The organism is Microbispora sp. NBRC 16548, from assembly GCF_030268985.1.
GTDB lineage: Bacteria > Actinomycetota > Actinomycetes > Streptosporangiales > Streptosporangiaceae > Microbispora > Microbispora catharanthi.
This window is the reverse complement of sequence record NZ_BSSF01000038.1, coordinates 1-19,208: the sequence shown is the minus strand read 5'-3', so window position 1 is coordinate 19,208 and position 19,208 is coordinate 1. Positions and strand designations below refer to the sequence as shown.

17 protein-coding genes and 1 pseudogene are annotated in these 19,208 nt (G+C 71.0%); 6 read left to right on the top strand and 12 right to left on the bottom strand.

Features of this window, described 5'->3' with window-relative positions; genetic code table 11:
• Positions 1-144 precede the first annotated feature (144 nt).
• Both QSK36_RS42675 and QSK36_RS42670 read right to left on the bottom strand, forming a co-directional pair.
• Complete coding sequence (locus QSK36_RS42675; RefSeq protein ID WP_285786396.1) at positions 145-1,209, bottom strand: LLM class flavin-dependent oxidoreductase; 1,065 nt, start codon at positions 1,207-1,209, stop codon at positions 145-147.
• A gap of 447 nt (positions 1,210-1,656) precedes the next feature.
• Positions 1,657-2,079 carry a winged helix-turn-helix transcriptional regulator gene (locus tag QSK36_RS42670; protein ID WP_139577693.1) on the bottom strand — a complete coding sequence of 141 codons (423 nt, stop codon included), beginning with the start codon at positions 2,077-2,079 and terminating at the stop codon, positions 1,657-1,659.
• Between the two features lie 242 nt (positions 2,080-2,321).
• Between QSK36_RS42670 and QSK36_RS42665 the strand changes: the two genes are divergently transcribed.
• Complete coding sequence (locus tag QSK36_RS42665; RefSeq protein WP_285786395.1) at positions 2,322-2,786, top strand: hypothetical protein; 465 nt, start codon at positions 2,322-2,324, stop codon at positions 2,784-2,786.
• 111 nt (positions 2,787-2,897) lie between these two features.
• On the opposite strand, the gene ligA is transcribed toward QSK36_RS42665, so the two are convergent.
• The 4 genes from ligA to QSK36_RS42645 form a co-directional block, all read right to left on the bottom strand.
• Entirely contained in the window at positions 2,898-4,985 is a 2,088-nt protein-coding gene (ligA, locus tag QSK36_RS42660; RefSeq protein WP_285786394.1) for an NAD-dependent DNA ligase LigA, read from the bottom strand.
• Between the two features lie 409 nt (positions 4,986-5,394).
• Positions 5,395-5,616 carry a hypothetical protein gene (locus QSK36_RS42655; protein WP_182902180.1) on the bottom strand — a complete coding sequence of 74 codons (222 nt, stop codon included), beginning with the start codon at positions 5,614-5,616 and terminating at the stop codon, positions 5,395-5,397.
• A gap of 100 nt (positions 5,617-5,716) precedes the next feature.
• Complete coding sequence (locus tag QSK36_RS42650) at positions 5,717-6,280, bottom strand: hypothetical protein (RefSeq protein ID WP_285786393.1); 564 nt, start codon at positions 6,278-6,280, stop codon at positions 5,717-5,719.
• Positions 6,281-6,924: 644 nt separating this feature from the next.
• Positions 6,925-8,223, bottom strand: a complete 1,299-nt coding sequence (locus tag QSK36_RS42645; protein WP_352241928.1) for a dicarboxylate/amino acid:cation symporter — start codon at positions 8,221-8,223, stop codon at positions 6,925-6,927.
• A 535-nt stretch (positions 8,224-8,758) separates the two neighbouring features.
• On the opposite strand from QSK36_RS42645, the gene QSK36_RS42640 reads away from it, so the two are divergent.
• The 4 genes from QSK36_RS42640 to QSK36_RS42625 all read left to right on the top strand — a co-directional run bounded on the left by QSK36_RS42640 (position 8,759) and on the right by QSK36_RS42625 (position 13,404).
• Entirely contained in the window at positions 8,759-9,646 is an 888-nt protein-coding gene (locus tag QSK36_RS42640) for a hypothetical protein (RefSeq protein WP_285786391.1), read from the top strand.
• Between the two features lie 179 nt (positions 9,647-9,825).
• Entirely contained in the window at positions 9,826-10,491 is a 666-nt protein-coding gene (locus QSK36_RS42635) for a GntR family transcriptional regulator (RefSeq protein ID WP_285786390.1), read from the top strand.
• Positions 10,492-10,536: 45 nt separating this feature from the next.
• Positions 10,537-11,856 (top strand): MFS transporter, encoded by a 1,320-nt coding sequence (locus tag QSK36_RS42630; RefSeq protein ID WP_285786389.1) that lies wholly within the window; start codon positions 10,537-10,539, stop codon positions 11,854-11,856.
• A gap of 222 nt (positions 11,857-12,078) precedes the next feature.
• A complete protein-coding gene (locus QSK36_RS42625) occupies positions 12,079-13,404 on the top strand; it encodes a glycoside hydrolase family 6 protein (RefSeq protein WP_285786388.1) in 1,326 nt (441 codons plus the stop codon).
• Positions 13,405-13,412: 8 nt separating this feature from the next.
• Here the strand turns inward: QSK36_RS42625 and QSK36_RS42620 are convergent, their stop codons facing one another.
• The 6 genes from QSK36_RS42620 to QSK36_RS42595 form a co-directional block, all read right to left on the bottom strand.
• The gene (locus QSK36_RS42620) at positions 13,413-13,778 is read right to left on the bottom strand and encodes an MmcQ/YjbR family DNA-binding protein (RefSeq protein WP_285786387.1); all 366 of its coding nucleotides are present in this window, start codon (positions 13,776-13,778) and stop codon (positions 13,413-13,415) included.
• 24 nt (positions 13,779-13,802) lie between these two features.
• Entirely contained in the window at positions 13,803-15,218 is a 1,416-nt protein-coding gene (locus QSK36_RS42615; RefSeq protein WP_285786386.1) for an MFS transporter, read from the bottom strand.
• A gap of 70 nt (positions 15,219-15,288) precedes the next feature.
• Complete coding sequence (locus QSK36_RS42610; RefSeq protein WP_285786385.1) at positions 15,289-16,302, bottom strand: cytochrome d ubiquinol oxidase subunit II; 1,014 nt, start codon at positions 16,300-16,302, stop codon at positions 15,289-15,291.
• Positions 16,302-17,669 carry a cytochrome ubiquinol oxidase subunit I gene (locus QSK36_RS42605; protein WP_285786384.1) on the bottom strand — a complete coding sequence of 456 codons (1,368 nt, stop codon included), beginning with the start codon at positions 17,667-17,669 and terminating at the stop codon, positions 16,302-16,304. The genes QSK36_RS42610 and QSK36_RS42605 overlap by 1 nt, the downstream gene beginning before the upstream one ends.
• A gap of 39 nt (positions 17,670-17,708) precedes the next feature.
• Complete coding sequence (locus tag QSK36_RS42600; protein WP_139577649.1) at positions 17,709-18,011, bottom strand: hypothetical protein; 303 nt, start codon at positions 18,009-18,011, stop codon at positions 17,709-17,711.
• Between the two features lie 189 nt (positions 18,012-18,200).
• Positions 18,201-18,677 (bottom strand): hemerythrin domain-containing protein, encoded by a 477-nt coding sequence (locus QSK36_RS42595; RefSeq protein ID WP_285786383.1) that lies wholly within the window; start codon positions 18,675-18,677, stop codon positions 18,201-18,203.
• Between the two features lie 288 nt (positions 18,678-18,965).
• Here QSK36_RS42595 and QSK36_RS42590 point away from each other — a divergent pair.
• A pseudogene (locus QSK36_RS42590) lies at positions 18,966-19,208 on the top strand (hypothetical protein); the annotation flags it as partial.

Here is a 19,208-nt window from a genome sequence, read left to right as displayed (position 1 = left end):
ACAACCGCCAACGACGTCACAGCGCCCTGGGGATGCGCACCCCGGTCGAATACGAGATGCTCTACGCAAACACCCAGCTGGCATGACGGCCAACCAAGCCAACTCCACAGAACCCGAGGCACATCACTCCAAGTCGTTGACGGGTCACGCGTGGACCGTGTCCGCTGCGAGCAGCTCGCGTACGCGCGGGGCGACCTCGCGGCCGAGCAGTTCGATCGTGCGAGCGCGGACGTCGCGAGGAAGGTGCATGATGTCGTACTTGAGATCGAAACGGCTCAGGCGAAGATCGCGGGCCATCCTGACGATCTTGCGGGCGACCGTCTCAGGCGATCCGACGAAGAGCGCGCCGTGCTCGACCTCGGCCTCGTACCGCTCCCGATTCGGCGCGTAGAAGCCGCGCTCGGCCGCGAGATCCTCGACGACGGGCCGCCAGTATCGCCACCAGGTCTCGACGGCCTCCTCGTCGGTGTCCGCGACGAGGCCGAGCGAGTGCTGGCCGATCGGCAGTTCGGGACGGCCGAAGCGATCGAGCGCCTTGAGGTACAGCTCGACGTTCCTCGCGAACCGCTGCGGCCGTCCGCCGATGACGGCCATCATGAGGGGCAGGCCGTGACGGGCGGCGCGCACCACGGAGTCGGGGCTGCCGCCCACGCCGATCCAGGTGGGGATGCCTCCCGGCCGCATCCGGGGGTGCAGCCGCTGCCCGGTTAGCGGCGGCCGCACCGTGCCCGACCAGGTCACATGCTCCTCGCGTTCGAGCCGCAGAAAAAGATCGAGCTTCTCCTCGAACAGCCGCTCATAGTCGGCCAGGTCGTAGCCGAACAGCGGGAACGACTCGGTCGCGGAGGCACGGCCCAGCACGATCCGGGCGCGGCCGCCGGACACCGCGTCGAGGGTGGAGAACTCCTGGTACAGCCGGACCGGGTCGTTCGTGCTCAGCACCGTCACGGACGTGCCGAGCCCGATGCGTCGCGTGGCGGTGGCGATCGCGGCGAGGAGCACCGGGGTCGCGGAGTCGTTGTGCCCGTCCCGATAGTGTTCCCCCAGGCTGAAGACGTCCAGCCCCACCGCCTCGGCCAGCCGGGCCTCCTCCACGAGCAGGCGCACGGTCTCGGCGTCGTCGAGCACGCGCCCGCCGTCGGTCGCCACCTCCCCGAACGAGTTGAGCCCGAGCTCGAAGTTCGCGGGTTCGATCCTGCCGACGGTCACGGTTCCTCCTGCTTGCGTCGTGGGTGAGGGTATGCGGGGATCGCCGTGCCGGCCTGGGCGCGCGGAACAGCCCCGCCGGCACAGGTCAGACGGCCTGGCGGAGTCGGCTGGTCGGCACGGGTCAGACGGCCTGGGGGAGCCGGCTGGTCGGGACTCTTGTCACCTGCCCGGCCGGCGGGTCATCGCTGAGCCATCGGTCGAGTCAGGGGTGGGTGAAACCAGCGGGCCGTCGGCCATGACAGCGGGCGGGATCCCCGTCCCCTACCTCGCCCGGGCCGGCAGCGGGCGGCCGTTCCGGCACGCCAGACATACCGATCATCTCCCGTACGTGCGCCGGCGGTGGAGCAGGGCTCACCGTCGGCCTCGATAACTTCCGAGTACTGAGTACACGCCGGTAACCGGTCACTTCAATTGAACCGTGGTCACATGGGGTGAACCGACCAGGTCTCAGTCGAGATCGTCGGTGTCGAAACCGGCCGCCTTGTCGAAGGCGTGGCGGTTGGCGCGGATCGTGTCCTGGTTGTCGGCCGCCCACCGGGTGAGCGCCAGGACGGGCTCGGACAGGGTGCGTCCGAACGGGGTGACCTCGTACTCGACCCGGGGCGGGATCTCCGGATAGATCACGCGCTTGACGAGCCCGTCACGCTCCAGGCTGCGCAACGTCAGCGTCAGCATGCGGCGGGAGATGCCGGGTGCCGTCCGCAGCAACTCGGTGAAGCGCATCGGCCCCTTGTCGAGCAGCCCGATGAGGATCAGGCTCCACTTGTCACCGACCCGGTCCAGCACGGATCGGAGAACATCCGGGTCGTGCTCGAGACAGGCCCTGCCCAACGAACGCAGCACCCTGTCCGCCTCGGCCTGGTGCGACATGGGCTCCCGCCTCCTCCGTCACCTCATGGTGACCAAGTCATGTTCCTGTTAGCGGTTATCGAAGAGTACATCGGTGACCAAAAGTAACTCCCAGAGGAGCCGCACTATGCCCGCAGGAAGACCCAGCCCTTGACGAAGGGGGCCACATGAGCCCGCGGGAGCCGGTCAGCAGCTTGAAGGTCATTGAGGCACCTCGGGCAAGTAGGCTGACCGCGATCGCCCGCGACGGTGAAGGACTGCTCATGACCACCGACCCAACGATGATCCGGATCGGCCAGGGGGTGGAGTTGCATCACCACCAAGGTCAGCGTGAAGCCGCTCGCGACTTGTTCGCGCAGATCTGGGCCGACATCGGCGGTGAGCAAGGCGACCCGCTGCATGTCTGTGTCCTTGCCCACTCGATGGCCGACGTGCAGGACGACGTGCACCAGGAGCTGCTGTGGGATCTGCGAGCGCTTGCCGCGGCCGATCTCGTCACCGATGAGCAGGTCGCCCAAGCTGGGGTGCCTCTTTCAGTGGCCGGCTTGTATCCGTCGTTGCACCTGAACGTGAGTGACTGCTATCGCAAGCTGGGCGATATCGACCGCGCCCGTGAGCACCTCCAGCAGGCGCGGGCCGACATCGGCGCGCTTGGCGACGACGAGTATGGACAGCTCATCAGAGGCGGCCTGGAGCGGCTTGCCGAACAGTTGGGCGAGGCCACCTGACTGCGCCCCGGCGAATTGTCTGCACCAGCTGGTGATCTTCTTCGTGCCCTCTCGCCTGAGCGTGCTCGTCTCGCCCGTCGGATGTGGCTACACGCAGGATGACAGGGTCGCCTACGACAGCTGCGCGACCATCTCGGCGAACTCCTCCGGGGAAACGATCCGCACGCCGAGGGATTCGGCCTTTGCCCGCTTCGACCCCGCGTTGTCTCCCGCGACGACCAACGAGGTCTTCGCCGAAACGCTGGACGACGCCCGGCCTCCGGCCTTTTCGATCAGCTCGTTCATCTGGTTGCGGGACAATGCTGCCAGCTGCCCGCTCATCGCGCCCGTGACCACGACCGTCATCCCGGCCAGTGGCAGAGCACCCGGCTCGTCGCCTCCCGACGTCGGTGTGGTCGTGCCGCCCCCGTCACCGGCCACCACCGCCACACCGGGCTCGACCATGTTCACCCCGGCGCGGACGAGCTTGTCGATGAGGTCGCTCAACTCGGCCAGCTCAGCGACAATCACGGGCGCCTTCTCCGGGCCGATGCCGTCCACGTTCTGGAACCCCTCGGCGTCGGCCGCACGGACGGCCTCCATGGTGCCGAAGTGCCGGGCGATTCGGCGGCTCATCGAGCGCCCCGTCCCCCTGACCCCGAGCGCGCAGAACACCCGGCTCAGCGGTCTGGTCTTGGCCCTGTCGATGGCGGTCAGGAGGTTGTCGGTGGACACCTCCCCCATCCGCTCCAGGCCCAGTAGCTGCTCGCGTGTGAGGAAGAACAGATCGCCGAAGTCGGCGATCAACCCGGCGTCCAGCATCTGCTGGACGCGGTTGTCGGCCAGCCCTTCCACGTCCAGTTGGTCGCGGCCGACCGCGTACCGGATCGAGGCGATCGCGCGGCAGTCTCGGCCTCGCACGCACCTCCACCGCTCCTGCGACGTGTCGATCTCACCACCGCAGGTCGGGCACACCTCCGGGAACACGATGGGCTGCTCGTCGCCGGTGCGCAGGTGCACCACCGGGGACTCCACCCGCGGGATCACGTCGCCGGCCTTGTAGACGACGACACTGTCCATCAGCATCAGCCCACGGCGCTTGATGTCGGAGGGGTTGTGCAGCGTCGCGTACGTCACGACGGAGCCGTCCAGCTCCACCGGCTCCAGAACCGCCCGCGGGGCGATCACACCGGTCCGGCCGGTGTTCCACTCCACGTTGAGCAGCTTCGTGATCTTCTGCACGGCGGGCAGCTTGTACGCGATCGCCCACCGCGGCGCCCTCGAGCTGAACCCGGCCTGCGCCTGATCCGCCGCATCGTCCGCCTTGATCACGATGCCGTCGATCCCGAACGGCAGCTCCGGCCGCGCGGCCGCGATCTCCTCGATCCGCTGCTGCACCTGCTCCACAGTCGTCGCGACGATCCCGGCGACCGCGGTCCCGGCCGTGGTCTGCACACGCTGCCCGGCGACCCAGTCCATCACCTGGCTGTGCGGCAACTCCCGGAGCCGCGTCGCGAGGTCGGACGTGTCACCAGGCAGCGGCAAGGCGCCGTACCCGAAGAACGTCAGCTCGCACACGTACGGCCGGTCCTGCGCCCTCAGCGTGCCCGCGGCGGCACTGCGCGGGTTCGCGAACGTGGTCCCGTCATGCGCCTGCCGTTTCGCACACGCCTCCTCGAACTGCCGGGCGGTCATCATCACCTCGCCACGCAGCTCCACGGTGACTGAATCGGCCAGCCGCCCGGGGAGACCGACGATCGTGCCGATCGCGTGTGAGACGTCCTCGCCTGCGCTCCCGTCGCCGCGGGTGACCAACTGGACGAGGCGGCCGTCACGGTAGCGGGCGGCGATCGCCAGCCCGTCCAACTTCGGCTCCACGGACCATGCGGTTACCGGACGGCCGAGGCGGCGTTCCAGCGAGGCGGACCAGCCGGCCAACTCCTCAGGCCCGAACACGTTGTCCAAGCTGAGCATGGGCACCGTGTGCGGGACATCACCCAGGACTCCGGCGACCTTGCCCGTCGGCGAGGCCTCCAGCACTTGATCGGGGTGGGCCTTCTCGTAGGCCGCGATGCCACGGACGAGCCTGTCGTAGGCGTCATCGTCCAGGGGGGAGGTGCCGTCACCGTAGTAGGCCGCGGCCGCGTCGGCCGCCAGCTGGACCACCTCGGCGTAGGCGGTCTCGTCGGGGATCGCGTCGATCGGGGGCGCTTCAGTCATGCGGCCATCGTGCCGGGTGGGTCCGACAAAGACGTCCGTCGCCTCTGCCCCGCATCCAACGGGCGGTGTCCGATGAGCAGGACGTGGTGGGTGACCTCGGCGGTGCGCCCGCCCGGTCCGGTCGCGACCCGGCGGGGTGCGTCGGCCCGCTCGACCGTCCATGTCGCCGACCCGGACCGATCCTCCTCACGAGCCCGCACGATCTTGTCCGGTCGGCGGAACCCGAGCCGACCGCGCGCACAACACCGATCACGGGGACTCCAAGCGCGGAAAGCAGCCCTCAGCGGGGCCGCGACGATCGGGGTGGTGGTGAGCAGAGCAGCGCGGAGGGCAGACCGGCAAGGGCAGGGGGCGCGTGCGACGTCAGCAGCTCAGGCAGCCAGCGGTCGCACCACCGACCCCCGCTGGTTCAGGCGCTTTCCCTGCGCCGCCAGCGGGCCAGGATGCGCTGGTCCCGCTCAGCCTCGTCTCCCTGCCACAGCTCAGCTTCCCGCTGGGCGTAGGGCAGCCACTGCGGGTATTCCGGGTCGTCCGGGCGGACCTCTCGGGTGCCGTCGACTTTGGTCCCGTCAGGCAGGGTGGTCGCGGCCGGCACGCGGAGGACACCGCCGGGCAGCATTATCACGCTCATCGCCGCGCCTCTCCGTTCGAACAGCCGAGACCATGGCCGCTCGGCCAGCATAACCGCAACGTTTGCCCGGCCACCATCACAGGCCCTTCTCCTGGGCGCGTCATCGGATGCCGTAGCGACCCGACAGCCAGTGATAGGCGCGTTCGGCCAGCGCCTCGTCCCCTCCGAACAGGCGGATCAGGCGCGTGATCTTCCGGATGAGCGTGCACGCGAAGGCCTCGGCGAACAACTCGCCGGCATCCTCCCGGTAGGGCAGCACCAGGCGGTCTCGGCAGCTGTCCTGCAGCCGCAGCCAGAACTCCTCGCGTGACGGGTATCCGTCCATGTGATCGCAGGCATGCCCCAGCTCGTGGCCGCACACGCTGACACTCGTCGACGGGGCAGTGCCGATCCCGATACGGCGGGTGTTGGGATCGTAGACTCCCGGAGTCAGATCCCATGAGGCGTCCTGGACGGGCAGTCGCAGGCTTCGTAAGGACGCGAACCCAGGCAGGTCCGGCACCGAGCCGTAGCCCAGACAGATGCCCCCGGTGAGGTGGGCCGCCAAGCGGACCGCAAGGGCGTGAGGCACCGCGGCCAGCGTCATCACGGCGAGGAGCAGCTCGGCGTCGGGGAAGGTGTCCGGACTCCAGCCTCGTGTCAGCCGCTCCTCCAGGGGTCCCACGTGCGTCCACCCGGGGCGTCCCCGATTCCGGCCGGCCAATCGCGAGCCCTCCGCCTCTTGCCGCAAGATCAGGTGCAACTCTAGTCAGGACTCGGGCGACAAGCATACGGCTCAACAGAGGTGGTGAGCCGACCCGGCTTCACACGGACGTGCGCCAGACGCTGTCGCCGTACGCCTGCCCTGCTCGCTCACGCCTTGTGCCGCGACCACCGAATCGAGCGACTCACGGACCGCGTCGATCAGTCTCCGGCTGCGGTCGAGGGCGGCCTGCAGGCCGGTCGCGGGGGGGGCGAGCCGGCGCTCTGATAGCCAGCGCCGCGAGGGGCACCACGATCGCGAGCGCGGCCAGCGTGGCCATGACGATATGCCGGTCGAGGGCCTGGAGGCTGCGCCGCTCGGCACCCATGTCCACCTTGACGGCCAGCACGCGGCTGATGAACCACCTCCGGGGAGAAGGTGCGCTGGGTTCGCGCACCCTGCCCATCGTGGGTGGGACATGTGTCGGCGCCGCCTGCACCGTGTATCCGCGGCCGCTCAGGCATGTATCACCGCGCGAGGCTGCCCGCCGCCGGCGGGCGGACGGTCCTCGCCCATGACTCGGAGTCGTGGGCGAGGCCGTCGCCACCGGCGGACGGGACGGGGGCTCAGGTGAGAGCGGGTTCGGGACCCGACGCGGGACCAACCACGGCGGGGGCTTCGTCCAGAGGCTGCGGTGAAGCGTTGAACACCACCTCGTCGAGACGGCCCTCGGAACGGGCGACCAGGACGGGCACCACCATCTGCCCCGTGACGTTGGTCGCGGTACGGATCATGTCGAGGATCGGGTCGATCGCCAGGAGCAGCCCGACGCCCTCCAGGGGCAGGCCCAGCGTGCTCAGCGTCAGGGTGAGCATCACGATCGCGCCGGTCAGACCGGCGGTCGCGGCCGAGCCGACCACGGAGACGAACGCGATCAGCAGGTAGTGCCCCACGCCGAGATGGACGCCGAACACCTGGGCCACGAAGATCGCCGCGAGCGCGGGATAGATGGCGGCGCAGCCGTCCATCTTGGTGGTCGCTCCGAAAGGCACCGCGAAGGCGGCGTAGTCGCGGTCCACACCCAGGCGCTCGGTGGTGACCCGCTGGGTGAGCGGCATGGTCCCGACTGAGGAGCGGGAGACGAAGGCCAGCTCGATCGCGGGCCAGGCCTTGCGATAGAAGGTGAGCGGGCTGACCTTGCCGACGAAGGCGAGCAGCAGCGGGTAGCTGACCAGGAGCACCAGCAGGCAGCCGATGTACACGCCCGCGCTGAGCTTTGCGAGCGGGGCGAGCAGGTCCCAGCCGTAGCTGGCCACCGACTTGCCGATCAGACCGGCGGTGCCGATCGGGGCCAGCCTGATGACCCACCACAGAGCCTTCTGGACCAGATCGAGGACGGACCGGCTGAAGCCGAGGAACGGCTCGGCCTTCTCGCCGACCGCCAGGGCGGCGGCGCCGAGGACGATCCCCAGGAAGACGATCTGGAGGACGTTGAGCTCGGTGAAGGCGGTGACGATGTTGGTCGGGATGATGCCGGTCAGGAAGTCCAGCCAGGTTCCCGCGCCCTCCAGGTCGACGGCCTTCGCCCCGGCGGTGGAGATGGTGACGCCCTGGCCGGGATTGAGAATCAGGCCGAGGCCGAGGCCGAAGACCACCGCGATCAGCGAGGTGATCAGGAACCACAGCAGCGTCTTTCCCGCGAGCCTGGCGGCGCCGCTGACGTTGCGCAGGTTGGCCACGCTGACGACGACCGCTGTGAAGACCAGCGGCGCGACCGCGAGTTTGAGGAGCTGGACGAAGATCTTGCCGACTTCGGTGAGGGTGGCGGTGAGCCAGGTGACGTCACCGGCGCGGGCGACGAACCCGAGGGCGGCGCCTATCACCAGACCGAGCAGCAACTGCAGGGAAAAGGAGAGTTTCTTCACGAACGAGACTCCGCAGAAGGGCATGCTGACGCCGAGGCGGCATGCGAGGTGAGGGGGAAGGAGTGGTGACTGCGCTCAGGGACAGAGGCGACTGTTCAGGCGGCACAGGTCGACGTGCAGTCGCTCCACGAGCCACACGATCACCGGGAAGAACCTCATAACGCGACAAAACCTCCTCAACCGGCCATAAATTCCGGCTTCCTCTGTGATCCGTATCACGTTCCGCTGCGCGAGAGAAGCCTCAACCGCACCAGAAATCCGACGGGCCAGGCGCGACCGCCCAGGCACCGCGTAGCTCAAAGGGTCCTCGCGCAGCCGTACGGACCGGGGCCGCCGGGGTGGCGTTGTCAGCAGCGTGACCGGGATGAGCGATCGGTTGCCCGCCGAGGAGCCGGTCGCGTAGGCGGCCGTCGAGGGTTTCGCATTCACTGAGCGCGCGACCATCAGCCGAGAAGATCGTTGATCCGGCGGCTGGCCACCGGGGACGTCCGCTACCGTCGGCCGAGTCGATCTACGTCGAGCTGATGGAGTGGCCGTGGAGCGGGTGCCGGACACGCCGGCAAGCCGCGCGGGAGCGCTGCGTGTCGGGATCGTCCTGGCCGCCTCGGGGCCCGTCGTGCTGAGAGCCTTCGCACTCGGCCCGGCGGACATGGACGGCACGATTTGCTGGCGGCTGCCGGCCACCGTGCCGTTCTTCCTGTCCAGGACGACGACGTGGGGACTGCTGTCTCTCGCGGAGCTTCTGCTTCCGGTGATCCTCGCCGGGCTGTTTCTGCTGTCCTCTCGCTGGACCGTGCCCTTGGGTGCCGTCGCGGTGCTGGCCGTCCTCGCGTTCCGGCTGCTGGTGACGCTCCGCGGCGTCTTCGCTGGTCGGCTCCTCGAACAGTGGCCCTGGCCGTCGATCGTCTGCTATGGGACAGCGTTCCTCATGCTGCTCGCGGTGGCGCCGCCGCCCAGACCGCGGGCGGGAAAGGAGGTCGTCGTGTGGACGGCGGCCGCGGGGGCGGCGGCGTGGATGTCGGCCCGGCTCCCTGTCCTGCTGCGAGGAGAGGCCGACGGCCTGTTCGGATGGGTCGCCTCCGGCCAACCCCGTTCGCTGTGGAACTTCCCCGTGCTCTGGTCGTGCAAGGCCGACGTCGACGGCCTGCTGGTCGTCCTCGTCGCCCTGGTGGCGACGGCGAGCACCGTCCTGGCGGACCGGCCACGGCGCCGTCTCACGCTGGCGACCGCGATGCTTCTCGTCCTCGCGGCATTGGAGGGGTACGTCCCGGCCGTGATTCTGATGGATGCCGAGAAGCTGAGGCAGGAGTTCCAGTTCGAGACCATCATGCTGATCCGCTGGCACCTGCTCCTCGCCGCGGCCCTCGTTGTCGCCGACGCCGTCGCCGTACGGCCGGTTCGCCCGGACGCTGTCCCGTCATAGCCGATCACCATCCGTGCCGAGACGCAGGGCTGCCTCAGAGGGTCCTGGCGCAGCCGTGCGAACCGAGGGTGAGCGGAAGCCGGGCCGACTCCACAGGAGGTCAGGGCGGACACCGCCCTGGACGGCCGCGACACGGCCGCATAGATACGACTTGTATCTATGGCTGCTACGCTCCTCGCATGGCCGATCCCGCGAAGCGCCCGTCCGCCGCCCACACCGCGTACGCCGTGACCAAGGAGCTGATCCTCTCCGGCGAGCTGCCGGGAGGGAGCCTCATCAGCGAGGGTGAGATCGCCGAACGGGTAAGCGTGAGCAGGACGCCCGTCCGGGAGGCGTTCCTGCGGCTGGAGTCGGAGGAACTGCTGGCGCTCCACCCCAAGCGCGGTGCGGTGGTGGTGCCGGTGCCGCCGGGAGAGGCCGCGGACGTCCTGGAGCTGCGGCTGGCCCTCGAGCGGTCCGCGGCGGAGCGCATCGCGCGAACCGGCCTGCGCGGCGATCACCACGAGAAGATGCGGGAACTGCTGCGGCGTCAGCGGGCCCTCGCCGAGGCCGCGGACGTCGGCCGTTTCGCGGACGCGGACGAGGCGTTTCACCGGTGCATCGTCGAAGCGTCGGGAAACCGGCTGGCCGGCCGGTTCTACGCCACGCTCGGCGACCGGCAGCGGCGCATGAGCATCTCCGCGCTGCGCCCGCGGCCGGAGCGGCTGTCCCTGCTGGCCGACGAGCACGAGGCCCTCCTCGACCACCTCCTCGGCGGCGACAGCGCGGCCTTCGCCTCGGCCCTGCTCGGTCATCTCACCGCGACGCACGGCTCGCCGTACACCGCCGGCCGCGACGACCGCTGACCCGCGTCTCCTCACGCACACTCCTCGCGAAGGTCTGACTTTCCCATGCCCGAAACCCAGCGGATGCCGGAACCCCGGCAGGCCGCCCCCTCCCCTGCGACCACACCTGCGATCACATCCCGGCCGGACTCCTGGCGGGTTGTGGCCGCGGCGATGTTCGCCTGCGGCTGGGGCGGCAACCAGTTCACCCCGCTGCTGCTGATGTACCGCCGGTTGGGCGGCTACTCCGCGCTCAGCGTCGACGCCTTCCTCGGCGCGTACGTCGTCGGACTCGTGCCGGGGCTCCTGCTCGCCGGGCCCGTCTCCGACCGGCGCGGGCGACGTCCCGTGCTGGTGGCCGGCACCGTCGCCTCGGCCGTCGCGAGCCTGGTGCTCTGCTTCGGCGGCCAGAGCGCCTGGCCCATCTACGCGGGACGGCTGATCACCGGTTTCGCGGTCGGCATCGCCATGTCGGTGGGCAGCAGCTGGGTGAAGGAGCTGTCGAGCGGGGCCGGCGGCGGGCTCGCCGCACGCCGCGCCGCACTGTGCCAGACGGCGGGATTCGGCCTCGGCGCGGGTGTCGCGGGCGTGCTGGCCCAGTGGGGGCCGTGGCCCATGGTGACCCCGTACGCCGTCCACCTCCTCCTCACCGTGGCGATACCCGTGCTGCTCCTTCGGGTGCCGGAGACGCGGCCGCCGCTCGCGCACGCGACGGGTTCGGTCCGGCAGCTCCTCACGGCACTGGTGAACGACCTGCGTGTCCCCGCGCCGGCCCGCAGGAGGTTCCGGCTCGTGGTCCTGCCGATGGCGCCGTGGGTGTTCGGGGCGGCCGGACTGGCGTACGCGGTCATGCCCCAGCTGGTCGGCTTCCGCGTCGGGGACTGGGGGCTGGCGTACGCGACCGGGCTGACCGTGCTGACCCTGGGCACGGGCGCGGCCGTGCAGCCCGTGGCCAGATGGCTGCACGGTGACGTGGGAAGCGTTGAGGCGCGAAACGGTACGGGACGGGCCCCGGTGGCGGCGATGGCCGTGATGCTCCTCGGCGCGGCGCTGTGCGCGGCGAACGCGGTGCTGCTGTCGCCGTGGCTCGCGGCCGTCGCCGCGGCCGCCCTGGGCGCCGGTTACGGCATCGCGGTGGTCTCCGGGCTGCTGGAGATCCAGCGCATGGCCGGCCCCGACGACCTGGCCGGCCTGACCGGCGTCTACTACACGCTCGCCTACGCGGGCTTCCTGCTCCCCACCGTGCTGGCCGGCTTGTCGTCGTGGCTCTCCTATCCCGTCATGCTGGCGGCGGTGGCGGCCGCGGCCCTGGTCTGCCTGGGCCTCGTCGTGACCGGCGCCCGCGTCACGGAGCCCGCGGCCGATTCGACGACGACAGCGCGATGACGACTTCCGAGCGTCCCGCCTGAAGCTTCCGGGCGCTGAAGCTTTCAGGCGACGCGGCGCGCGGCGGCATCGGGCGGTGCGGCGTTCGCCGAGATGAGAGCGGGTGATCTCCCCCGGCGCGCCCGCGCGTGGGGCGGGCGGTGCGGTCGGGCGCTGTACGCGCCCGACCGGCCGGTGAATCGTGCGTGGTGACGAAGATCTCGCGCGGTGGGGAGGCACGGCATGACGGTGCGGCTGGGAGCGCGTCTCATGGCGATGGTCGCGGCGGTGATCCTCCTGCCGGTCACGGCGGTCCTCACGGGCACCCCCGCCGCCGCGGACACCCGCGTCGACAACCCCTACGTGGCCGCCGAACGCTACGTCGATCCCTGGTGGTCGGCGTCGGCCGCGGCCGAGCCCGGCGGTGGGGCGGTGGCCAACCAGCCGACCGGCGTCTGGCTGAACCGCCTCTCTCTCATCGAGGGCACCGCCTCCTCCCCCGGGCTGCGCGCGCATCTGAACGAGGCCGTCCTGCAGGACGCGTTCGGCCCGGCCCCGCTCACGATCCAGATCGTGCTGGACGACCTGCCCGACCGGAACTGCACCCACCTGGTCTCCAACGGAGACTTCAGCGTGACGTCCGACGGCCTGAACCGCTACCGGACCGAGTACGTCGATCCGATCGCCGAGATCCTGACCGACCCGGCCTACCAGCGGTTGCGCATCGTGGCGATCGTCGAACCCGACTTCCTGCCCGGGCTGCTCCTGCCCGCCGCCACCTCCCGCTGCGCCGCCGTACAGGCGAGCGGCGCCTACCCCGCGGCGGTGCGGTACGCGATGACCCGGCTGCACGCCGTCCCCAACGTGTACGTCTACCTCGACGCCTCCGACTACGGCGTCGCCGGCCATCCGGACAACTTCGGCCGGGCCGCCGACCTGCTCGCGAGCATCGCGGGCGCGAGCGGGGGAGCACCGACGCCCGTGCACGGCTTCACGGTGAACGTCGCGGGCTACGGCGCCCTGGTCGAGCCGTACTACAACACCCACATGGGCCTGCCGGTGAAGAGCTCGCGGTGGGTGGCCGGAAACGACTACGTGGACGAGCTGTCGTTCGCGCAGGCGTTCCGGCAGCGCCTCATCGCGGCCGGCTTCGGGTCCGGCATCGGCATGGTGATCGACACCTCGCGCAGCGGCTGGGGCGGCCCGAATCGCCCGGTTCGCGGGAGCACCTCCGGCGACGTGAACCGGTTCGTCGACGAGTCCCGGACGGACCGCCGTTACAGCGTCGGCGACTGGTGCAACCAGGCCGGCGCCGGGCTCGGCGCGCGGCCCACGGCCATCCCCGCCGCAGGCATCGACGCGTACGCGTGGATCAAGCCTCCGGGCCTCTCCGACGGCTCGAGCGTGAACGTCACGAGTCCCGACGGCATCCGGCCCGACCCGATGTGCGATCCCACATACACCCAGGCGACCGTGCCCAGCGGAGCACTGCCGTACGCCCCGCCGGCCGGGCAGTGGTTCGGGGCGCAGTTCCAGCAGCTCCTCGCCAACGCCTACCCGCCGCTGTGAGGCACCGGCTAAGCGGTCGGCCGTTCGTCGAGGAGCCGGACCAGTCGTTTCGGCGCGATCATCCGGTAGCTGTCCTCGATCAGCCCGGCGATCTCGTCCCAGTCCTGATCGGCGTCCAGGCGCGCGCCAACCCAGCCGTTGCGGCCCACGTACGGCGGGACGAAGAAGCGCTCCGGGTCCGAGGCCACGAGGGCGTCCTGCACTCCCGGCCCGGCCTTGAACGTCAGCGACCGCCCGTCCTCACTGGTCATCGCGAACAACCTGTCGCCAACCCGGTATGAGGGCGCGGTGTGGCCCCCGAACGGCTTCTCCACGGCCTCCGGCAGGTTCAGGCAGATCTCCCTGAGCCGGCCCGCCACGTCCTCATCGCTCACGCGGCTCGCCCCTTCGCACGGTCGTCATGAGCGACCAGGGTAGGGGCCTGCCCCCGGCCGCACCACCCGGCCCGAAGCGGTGAGGGCGGCCAGCAGCGCCACGGCCGCCAGGACGGCCGGCGCGGCGCGGGCGCCCGCCTCATGCGAGTCCCCCGCGAGGTGCAGGGCCAGGGTCACCGCCGCGATGCCGAGCGCCGTGCCGATGCCGCGCGCCATGTTCACCATGCCGCCGGCTGTGGCGGCCACCCGCTCGGGGACGGCGGCCATGACGACGGTGTTGTTGGCGGGCACGAACAGGCCGAGCCCGGCACCCGTCAGCGCCAGGCAGGCCCCGGCCCAGCCCTCGGCGGCGGGATCCGCGGCCAGCAGCGCGCAGCCGGCGGCCGCCGCCACGGCGCCGACGACGCACCTGCGCCGGTCGCCCCAGGCTCGAGGCAGCAGGTGGTCGCCCATGAGGGCGCTCACCGCGAAACCCCCGGGCAGCGCCGTCAGGACCAGACCGGCGACCAGTTCGCCGGTCCCGCCGGCCACGAGGATCTGCGGGATCAACACCAGCGGGCCGAACAGCACCAGGTAGCCGCCCAGCGCTCCGGAGAGCCCCGCCGTGACGACCCGGTTGCGGAGCAGGGCGGTGTCGATGAGCGCGGACGGCACCCGCGCCTCCCACCGCCAGAAGCCGATCGCGGCACCGGCGGCGACGGTGAGCAGGACGGGGACGGACCAGGACGGCAGCTCCAAGCCCGAGATCACGGAGGCGGCGAGCAGCAGGGCGCTGGTGGAGGCCCCGAGCAGGACCAGTCCCTGCCAGTCGAAGCGGCCGCCCCTCCCCCGTTGCCGCGTGCGCGGCAGCAGGTAACGCCCGGCGATCAAAGCCGCGCAACCGACCGGCACGTTGATCCAGAACACCCACCGCCATCCCGCCGTGGCGACCAGCACTCCGCCGAGGGCCGGCCCGAGGGCCAGGCCGAGCGCCTGGGCCGCCGCCTGCATGCCGAGGCCGGCCCGCATCCGCGCCCGGGGGACGCTCGACACGACCAGGGCCACGCTGTTGGCCTGGAGCATCGCCGCGCCCGCCGCCTGCACCAGCCGGCAGGCCACCAGCACCGCCAGGGACGGCGCCAGCCCGCAGGCGGCCGAGGCGACGGTGAACACGACGAAGCCGTAGAGGTAGACCAGTTTGCGGCCCGCCACGTCGGCGAGCCTGCCGGCCCCGGCCAGCAACGCGACCAGCACCAGCAGGTAGCCCAGGGACACCCATTGCACGGCCGCCAGCGAGGCGCCGAACTCTCCTTCCAGGGCGGGGAAGGCCAGGGTGACGATGCTCGCGTCCAGCTGTCCCATGAACGCGCCGATGCACACCGCGCCCACGGCGAACCAGGGGGCGTACGGGTGCTCGCGCACGCGGTGGGGGCGGCGCGACTCCCTCAGCAGATCACGCATTCTCCGACCCCTGCATCCCAGCCTATCCCCGCAGGTCGGAACGCCCCGCGGCGCCCGCCGTCGGCGCGGCTCAGCCGGAGCTGCCCCGCTCGAACGGCAGGCGGTGCTGGACGGCGAGCAGCCACGCGATCGACGGCAGCACCAGCAGCGCGCCCGCCCCGGCGACGGCGAGAACCGCCGTGATCACCGCCGGTTCCGCCGCCGCCTGCCGGAAGGACACCGCCGGCGGCAGCATGAGCGGATACTGCGCCACCGGCCACCCCCACATCACGGCGGCCACGGCCAGGGCCGCGGTGCCGCGTACGAGCAGGTAGCGCCGCAGCCACAGCAGCGCGATGGAGGCGACGCCGAGCACGGCGCTCGCCAGGACGAGCGGCAGCGCTCGGTGGGTGAGACCGGTGAAGAGCCGGGGAGCGTCGGCGTGCAGCACCCCGATGCCGCCGAGGGCGACCACACCGGTGACGGCGGCCGCGGCCAGCGCCCTGCGCCGGAAGACCTCGGCCATCCCCGGCAGGCGGGACCGCACGGCGTCGTCGCACAGGAAGACCGCGGCCAGGTAGGCGCAGACGGCCACCGCCAGGACGCCGCCCAGCATCGAGGTCGGGTTGACCCACGCGCCAACCAGGCGTCCCCTGGCCAGGCCGGGCGGCACTCGGCCGGACGCGACGGCGCCGGCCACCGTGCCGAGGAAGAACGGTGTGAGCACCGACGACAGCGCGAAGGCCGCGCCGAACAGGCGCTGCTGCCACAGCTCGGTGCTGCTCTTGCGGAACGCGAACGCGGCCCCCCTGCCGATGATCCCGAACGCGGCCAGCGTGAGCGGGATGTAGAGCGTGGACATCACCGCCGCGAAGACCGGCGGGAAACCGGTCCACAGCACCACGAGCACGAAGATCAGCCAGACGTGGTTGGCCTCCCAGACAGGGCCGAGCGAGTGCTCGATGAGCCGCCGCTGGGGCATGCCCGCCCGGCTGCCCCCGGCCAGCAGGTCCCACAGGCCGCCGCCGAAGTCGGCACCGCCGAGCAGCGCGTACAGGGTCAGGCCGACCCACATGACCCCGAGCAGGACCTGCGCCGCCTCCATCAGGCCGTCTCCCGTTCCTGCGGCGCGGCCACCGGCCGAGCGCGGACCATGAGCCGCAGCACGTACACGGTCGACACCGTGAGGACCGTGTAGACGGCGACAAGCAGCAGCAGTCCCGCCCACAGATTGGGCGCGGGGTTGACCGCGTCGGCGGTGCGCAGCCTGCCGTACACGACCCACGGCTGACGGCCGAGCTCGGTCACCACCCAGCCCGCCTCGACGGCGACGACCGCGAGCACGCCGGAGGCGGCCGCCGGCCACAGGAACAGGCGGGAGCGCGGGATCTCGCGCCGCCGCCACCAGCTGAAGGCGAGCCAGGCCGCCAGCAGCACGAGCAGGACGCCGATGCCGACCATCGTGTCGAAACACAGGTGGACCGGCGTCACGGGCGGCCGATCGGCGGGCGGCGTGCGGTCCAGCCCCTGCACGACGGTGTCCGGGCTGTAGCCGACCAGCAGCGACAGTCCGTTGGGGATCTCCAGCGCGTAGCGCAGACGGCCGTCCACGAAGATCCCGCCGACGCTCAACGGCGCGTGCGGGCCGGTCCTGGTCACTCCTTCCATGGCGGCGAGCTTGGTGGGCTGGTAGCCGGCGAGGAAACGCGCGGCGTAGTCGCCCACCAGGATCTGGACGGGCGCCAGCGCCCCCGCGACGGTGAAGGGCACGAGGAAGCCGAGGCGGTGGTAACGGTCCCGCCGCCCGCGCAGCAGGGCCACGGCGTAGACGGATGCGGTGGCGAAGCCCGACACCATGAACGCCGCGACGATCATGTGAATCGTCTGCGGCGGGGTGGCGGGATTGAACATGGCCGCCCAGGGCGACACGTGCGTGACGCGGCCGCCCTGGAGGAGGAAGCCGCGCGGCTGGTTCATCCACGCGTTGGCCGAGACGATGAAGAACGCCGAGGCCACACCGGCGACCATCACCGGTATCCCGCTCAGCAGGTGGGCCCTGGGCGAGAGCCGGTCCCACGCGTAGAGATAGATCCCGATGAAGATCGCCTCAAGGAAGAACGCGATGCCCTCCAGCGCGAACGGAAGCCCGATCACCTGGCCGTACACGCCCATCAGGCCCGGCCACAGCAGGCCCATCTCGAAGCTGAGGATCGTGCCCGACACGGCCCCGACGGCGAACAGGACGGCCACCGCCTTCGCCCAGCGACGGGCGAGGCGCAGGTAGTCGTCGTCGCCTCTCCGCAGCCCCCGCCACTCGGTGAACAGCAGCAGGGCGGGCATGCCCACCCCCAGGCACGCGACAATGATGTGCCATCCGAGGGACAGGGCCATCTGGGTCCGCGCCGCGGCCAGGTCGGCCCCGCCGGCCGGGCCGGCCGCGACGATCAGCGGCGCCGCGAGCGCCGGTCGCATCGTCGCCTCCCTGCCGGGGAGCCCCGGCAGGGGAGTGTCCTAGTGGTCATCCCAGTGACCGTCGTGGTGCATGTGGTGGTGCCCGTCGTGGATGTAGTCGACGTGGTCGCCGTGCGGCACGGCCACGTGCCCGCACCCCGGCCCGTGCTCGTGGTCGTGCGCGTCGTGTACGACGTGCCCGCTCACCTCGCACTCGTCGACATGGTTCTCGTGAACCCGGTGCATGTGGCCGTCGTGGACGTAGTCCACGTGGTCGCCGTGCGGCACCGCGACATGGCCGCAGTCGGCGCCATGATGATGATCGTGTCCCGTGTGCGGGTGGTGCTTGGACATTGTGGTCATGGGGGGATTCCCCTCTCACGAGAACCGCGGACTGGTGCGTAGGTACCCCCGCGCGCACGCCGGAGGCAGTGCCCCGACCGGCTTTTGCGCAAGCCGATGAGAGGTTCTACCGCCGTTTGGGGGACGGTGCCGTTCCCGGCCACTGCGTGCCGGCCCTCATGGCAGGGCCACGATCGGGTGGGCCACGATTCACTGACCGCCGGCAGCCCGCAGCAGCGTGCCGGCCCGGGCCCTGACCGCCTCGACGGCTTCCCAGTCCTCGGTGCTCAGGCCGGCCAACGCCGCCGGAAACACTCCGTCCTGCTCTTTGAGGATGTGGGCGCGCAGCAGGTTCAGAGCGTCGAGCAGCCTGAGCGGCCAGCCGGGATCGGCAGGCGTGGCGTCCGCGGCCTCACCGAGGACGGCCTCGATGCGCCGATGCTCCGCTTCCAGCCCGGCGATCTGCTCGGGGAACTCGTCCACCAGGGCGGGGAACAGGCCGTGCTCCTCGACCTCGGTGTGCGGGCCGAGCACCTCGGCGATCCGTCTGGCGATCACGGCCATGGCGTCCGCGTCGCCGGCGGTGTGCGCCGTGCGCGCATCCGCGATCAGGTCGACCACCAGATCGTGCTCGCGAGTCAGTTCGTCGATCGCGGTCACGGCCTGGCAGCCGCAGTACTCGCACATATGCCTTCGATCCCCCCAGAGTGCTCCGAGCGCGGTCACACCGCCGGACTCACCCAACGGTGCCCGGCTGCCGGACGGCCGGGCAGGGACCTTGGACCTCTCCGTACGGGTCCCGCGTCACCCGTTGCCATCGGCATTACTCAGCCGGGGAACCGGCTGGGCCGAAGGTCCCGCGATCACGGGACTTCGGGACGGCCTGAGCGTGCCGTACGGCTCCTGCGGCACGGCCGGTGATCGCGGTTTGCTTGAAGTGTCGAAAGAGAGCAAAGACGTTGAAAGGGGCCGGTCATGGCCACCATCGAAAGGCGCCACCACGGCAACCACGTGTACGACGCCACTCCCCCCGTCACGGCCCAGACCCCCGCGCCCCGGACGACCACACAGACGACCACCGCCGGCCCGGTCCGGTACGCGTGGGCCGCCGCCCGCATCGCCATCGGCTGGGTGTTCCTGTGGGCCTTCCTGGACAAGCTGTTCGGCTGGGGCTTCGCCACCCCCACCGCCAAGGCCTGGATCAACGGCGGCAGCCCC